Source organism: Bacillus sp. 220_BSPC (genome assembly GCF_001054655.1).
GTDB lineage: Bacteria > Bacillota > Bacilli > Bacillales > DSM-1321 > Peribacillus > Peribacillus frigoritolerans.
On the sequence record NZ_JVPL01000115.1, the window covers coordinates 1 to 5,507 of the forward strand.

General features: G+C 41.1%; 4 protein-coding genes. 2 read left to right on the forward strand and 2 right to left on the reverse strand.

The genetic code is table 11. The annotated features are described in order from the left end of the window. Positions 1-82: 82 nt before the first annotated feature. Positions 83-1,801: an assimilatory sulfite reductase (NADPH) hemoprotein subunit gene (gene cysI, locus ADA55_RS07650; protein WP_048681539.1), complete on the reverse strand. Its 1,719-nt coding sequence runs from the start codon at positions 1,799-1,801 to the stop codon at positions 83-85. A gap of 26 nt (positions 1,802-1,827) precedes the next feature. Further along, positions 1,828-3,645, reverse strand: coding sequence for an assimilatory sulfite reductase (NADPH) flavoprotein subunit (locus ADA55_RS07655; protein WP_048681542.1), 1,818 nt, complete (start codon positions 3,643-3,645; stop codon positions 1,828-1,830). Positions 3,646-3,961: 316 nt separating this feature from the next. Here ADA55_RS07655 and ADA55_RS07660 point away from each other — a divergent pair, with 316 nt between their 5' ends. Together ADA55_RS07660 and ADA55_RS07665 are read left to right on the forward strand one after the other, a co-directional pair. Then, a complete protein-coding gene (locus ADA55_RS07660) occupies positions 3,962-4,870 on the forward strand; it encodes a LysR family transcriptional regulator (protein WP_048681546.1) in 909 nt (302 codons plus the stop codon). A gap of 234 nt (positions 4,871-5,104) precedes the next feature. Next, a complete protein-coding gene (locus ADA55_RS07665; protein ID WP_048681548.1) occupies positions 5,105-5,419 on the forward strand; it encodes an iron-sulfur cluster biosynthesis family protein in 315 nt (104 codons plus the stop codon). Positions 5,420-5,507: the final 88 nt, after the last annotated feature.

Consider the following 5,507-nt stretch of genomic DNA (forward strand, 5'->3'; position numbering starts at 1 on the left):
GGGGTTCAGAATTTTTTAATTCCGAACCCCTTTTGTCTACAAACTGAGACAGGAAATTATTCCTGTCTCTCATTTGTTTTAATCAATCATGAAAATTCGTTCCATCCGTCACTTCTTTGACAATGCCTGCATTGATGACGAAGTCGCCGAAATGCTCTCCTTGCTGACGTTCTTTTGCATAACGGGAAAGAAGTACACGCAACTCTTTTAATATCTCTTCTTCACCGATGTTTTCACGGTACATTTTACTTAATCGGCTTCCGTCGAATGCCGCACCGAGATACATATTATATTTACCAGGTGCCTTACCGATAAAACCAATTTCACCGAGTGCATGCCGGGCACAGCCATTCGGGCAACCAGTCATGCGTATGGTGATTTCTTCATTCCTCAGGCCGTTTTCATCAACGATGGCCTCGATTTTATCAATCAGAACCGGCAAATAACGCTCTGCTTCGGCCATTGCCAACCCGCATGTCGGAAGCGCCACGCATGCAATCGAGCTGCGTCTGAGCGCCGAATGATGTGCACCATCCGTCAAACCGTACGTTTCAAGCAATTCTATGATTTTTTTCTTTTTCTGGCTTGACACATCTGCAATGATCAGGTTTTGATTGGCAGTCAATCGGAAATCACCCGTATGGATCTTTGCGATTTCGCGCAAACCGGTCATCAGCTTGTAATCATTGATATCGGCAATTCGGCCACCCTCGACAAATAGTGTAAAATGCCATTTACCCTGCATGCCTTTTACCCATCCATAGCGGTCGCCATTATTATCAAAATGGTAAGTTCTCGCTTCCTCCAGCTTCCATCCTAGACGATTTTCCAGTTCAGCTTTTACCGGTTCGAGCCCAAGCCTGTCTACCGTATACTTGAACCGGGCATTTTTCCGTACGGATCGGTTTCCGTAATCACGCTGAATCGTAATGATTTTTTCAGCCACATCCAGTATTTTGTCTGGCTGGCAAAAGCCGATTACCTTGGCTAGTTGAGGATATGTCGCCTTGTCACCGTGGGTCATTCCCATACCGCCGCCGATCGCCACATTAAAACCAACAAGTTTTCCATTTTCAACAATTGCTATGAAGCCAAGATCTTGGGAGTAGACATCAATGTCATTGGATGGCGGGACCGCAATGCCTATTTTAAACTTCCTTGGCAAATAAAGCTTTCCGTACATTGGTTCGACTTCCTCCAATTCCGGAGTAGCGACAACTTTTTCTTCATCCAGCCAGATTTCATGGTACGCCCTTGTACGTGGCAATAGATAATCACTCAATTTTTTCGACCATTCATATACTTCGGAATGGATTTCGGATTGAAATGGAATCGAATTGCACATTACGTTTCGGTTTACATCTCCGCATGCAGCGATTGTATCCAACATGGAAGCATGGATTTCCTGAATGGTTTTTTTCATATTCCATTTTAAAATACCATGCATTTGAAACGTCTGCCTTGTTGTCAATTTCAAGGTTCCGTTACCGTATTTCTGGGCAAGGTCATCCATAACAAGCCATTGAGAAGGCTGTGCAACCCCGCCGGCCATGCGGACACGCAACATAAATTGATAGGCAGGCTCCAGTTTTTGTTTTTGACGCTCATTACGCAGATCCCGATCATCCTGCAAATAGCTGCCGTGATGTTTCATCAGTCGATTGTCATCATCCGGAATACCGGCGCTAATCCGATCCTGCATCACTGTTCCAAGTGTACCTCGCAAATAATCGCTTCTTTCTTTAATTTGCTCAACATCACTTGGCGGGCCTGCTGGTGCTTTCAATAGTGGGTTCACCATGTTGTAATCTCCTTTTCTTCCAAATTTCAATACACATCACGTTGATAGCGTTTATTCTGTTGCATATCTTCTAGATAAGCTTGCGCATCAGCATGGCTCATATTGCCTTCTTTTTCAATGATCTCAATAAGCGTATTATGGACATCATGTGCCATGTTTTTCTCGTCACCGCAAATGTATACAGCTGCTCCTTTTTGAAGCCATTCGTATAATTCCTCGCTTTGCTCGCGCATCCGGTCTTGAACATACACTTTTTCATCCGTATCGCGGGAAAAGGCCACATCCATTTTCGTAAGTACACCTGTTTTCAACCACTTTTGCCATTCAGTTTGATAAAGGAAATCCGTCACGAAATGCTGATCTCCGAAAAAGAGCCACGTTTTCCCTTTCGCTTCCGATTCTTCGCGATCCTGGATAAAGGATCTAAACGGGGCAATGCCCGTTCCCGGTCCAACCATGATAATTGGCGTATCTGGGTTCTTTGGCTGCTTAAAGTTCTGGTTATGCTGAATGTAAATGGGCAGCACGTCCCCTGGCTGTAATCTGTCCGCACATAAAATCGAGCAGACCCCTTTTCTTTCCCGCCCATGACTTTCATACCGAACAGCTCCGATTGTCAAATGCACTTCATCCGGATAGGCGGATAAGCTACTCGCAATCGAATACAGACGGGCTGGCATTTTCCGAAGGATCGATACAAACTCTTGCGCCGATTCACCCCATGAACCAAAATCACGGACAAAATCAAGCAAATCACGGCCTTCTCGATATTCTTTCAACCTTTCTTCATTACCAGGATTTAAAAGCTCCTTTAAATCCTCGTTACCAGAAAGCTGTGCCGCTTGTTCAATGAGCGATTTGGTCAATACCGTTATTTCAAAGTCGGAGATGAGCGATTCCCTAAGCTGACGAAGTTCCCCCTGCTTATTGACCTTCACGGTTTCTTCAGGATCCCAATCCAGTTCCATAAGAAGCATATCCACTAAGTCCGAATCATTTTTCGGATAAATGCCAAGGCTGTCACCAGGTTCGAATGTAAGGCCTGAGCCTTCAAGAGATAACTCAAGATGATGAGTTTCTTTATTCGATCCACGGCCGTTCAAATTTATATTTTCCAACACTTCCGCTTTAAACGGATTTGTTCTCGAATAAGAAGTTTGTTCACCTACAGAAGCATTTGCTGCGGGAACTGCAGCAGCAGAACCGACTTGCCCTTCACTTAAACTGGAAATGACTCCTTCCAGCCATTCGGAAGCAGGCTCATCATAATCAAGGTCACAGTCCATACGCGGAAATAACCGTGTCCCCCCAAGTTCCTCCAAGCGTTTATCGAATTGTTTTCCCGTTTCACAGAAAAACTCATATGAGCTGTCCCCAAGCGCCAATACCGAATAGCGGAGACCCTCAAGGCTTGGTGCCCTCCTGCCATGAAGGTACTCATGGAAAGACAATGTATTATCCGGCGGATCACCTTCTCCATGCGTGCTAACGGCAATCAGAAGATTTTCGATTTTTTTCAAATTGTTGACTTTAAAGTCACTCATGGAAGAAATGGTAACCTGAAAGCCATTACCCTCAAGCTTACTCGCCGCATTTTCTGCCAGCCCTTGAGCATTGCCCGTCTGTGAACCATACAGGATGGTCACTTCTTTTGATATTGTCTTCCCGCCGCCTTGAGCTTCCAATACTGGGGCCTCGGCTGAACTTGAGTTCGAAACTGACAAAGATGCAGTCAGATAACCGCTCAACCAAATTTTTTGTGTTTCGTTCAAGCTTGGCAGCAGGCTGTTAAGGAGTTCTGCTTGCTCTTGAATAAAGGGACTGTTACTTACCTGAAGTTGCACGATTTCCACCTCACAAAGGAATATTAACTTATCTTAGTTGATTATTATGTATAACGAGTGGGTTTAAAAATTTTATTTCGATCCATAAATTAATTAACTCGTTTACTCCTATAGACCAAGTCGGTTTTAACTGCAAAAAAAATGAAAAATACAGTTATATAGGTTCATAGCACGCAACAAAGGACAATAGCTTTCCCAGCCTATACTCTTCCTAAAATAAGTTTCTCATTAAAACTTTACTGGAAGGTACATCATTAGTAAAATATATATAATTTATTATAACTATTAAAAATATTAATAATAAGGAGAAATTTCTATGTACTATGATGCTTTAAAAACATTTGTGACCCTTGTGGAAGTCAAGAATTTTACAAAAACAGCAGAAATTCTACTTATGTCGCAACCAAGTGTTAGTTTACATATTAAAAAATTAGAAGAAGAGTTCCAAACCAAATTATTCCTCCGTTCTCCTAAATTTTTGAAAGTCACCTTAACGGGAGAAATTCTTTACGACCGGGCCAAGCAAATGATCACAATCTATGAACAGACCAGACAAGACATACAGGAACACGATAGGTCCATCAAGGGCGAATTAAAGATAGGTGCGAGTTTTACAATAGGAGAGTATATCCTTCCTTCTTTACTCATCGACCTTCAAGAGGAATATCCTGAACTTGAACTTCAAGTGGTAATTGGGAACACGGAAGAAATCGTTCAAGCCGTTCGGCTATACAAAGTGGATATTGGTTTAATCGAAGGTCAAACTAACGAAAAAGAGCTTTCTGTTCACCCATTCATGCAAGATGAGCTATTCATTGTGTCTTCTAACAATCATGGACTTGCTAATAAAGACGATGTGGAGATTACTGATTTACATGACCAAGCATGGGTAACGAGGGAAGTTGGATCTGGTACAAGAGAATACCTTAACCATGTCATACGTTCAAATGGTTTGAAAATTAAATCGATACTCACGATAAGCAGCAATCAAGGAATTAAAGAAACACTTATAAAAAACGGATCAGGGCTGGCCCTGCTTTCCCGAAGTGTCATTGAAAGGGATGTACAAAATAAAATCCTTTCTATCATTCAGGTAAAAGATGAATCCTTTAACAGGACACTTTCTTACGTCTATTCCCCCATTATGAAAGATAAAAAAAATGTAAAGACTTTTATAACTGAATTAAACAAAAAGTGGCCCATGAAAGCAAAGCCGATAGGATGATCATTGCAAAGAAAGCTATTCCGAAGATGGAGTTACTGACATGGTTTTTGATCTAATTTGTGATTTTATTAAACAATCATAAGCCCGATGACGTGAACATCGGCTTTATTATACTTAATAAGAAGTCTCAGTAAATCCAAACTAGTCATTCTCATGTACATTAACTTATAAACAATTGGGTATACGAATAAATAGAAGATTGTATAGATAAAAAATAATATGGGAGCGGGTTTTATGAATATTGAGATTAAAGAAGCAGCGATTGAACAACTATTAAAAGTGAATTATAAAGAGAATGAAGGTATTCGTATCGAAGCTATTTATGTTGGGAGCTGTTCAATTTATGTGGAACATGAATTGAAAATTGATAATAAGAACGAAGATGATGAGAGATTCATAATTGCTGGAGTCCCCATATTAATTTCAAGTGAGTCTAAAAAGCATCTTCCGGATAAAGTCTTCCTCAATTACAGTGACGGACTTGGATATAAATTATATTCAGACGATGAAACATTGAGGTATAATCTCCAATTGAAGAGAGTGAATTAAAAAAATGAATATAGTAAAAAGCCCTTCTGTTTCAGTAGGGCTCAGACTGTAGACAAACTCGATGAAAATCGAGTTTGTCTATTTTTAT

What these genes read in the sequence shown, in the direction of transcription:
- ADA55_RS07660 (WP_048681546.1), top strand. Translation starts at nt 3,962, where the DNA reads ATGTACTATGATGCTTTAAAAACATTTGTGACCCTTGTGGAAGTCAAG.
- cysI (WP_048681539.1), bottom strand. Translation starts at nt 1,801, where the DNA reads ATGGTGAACCCACTATTGAAAGCACCAGCAGGCCCGCCAAGTGATGTT.
- ADA55_RS07665 (WP_048681548.1), top strand. Translation starts at nt 5,105, where the DNA reads ATGAATATTGAGATTAAAGAAGCAGCGATTGAACAACTATTAAAAGTG.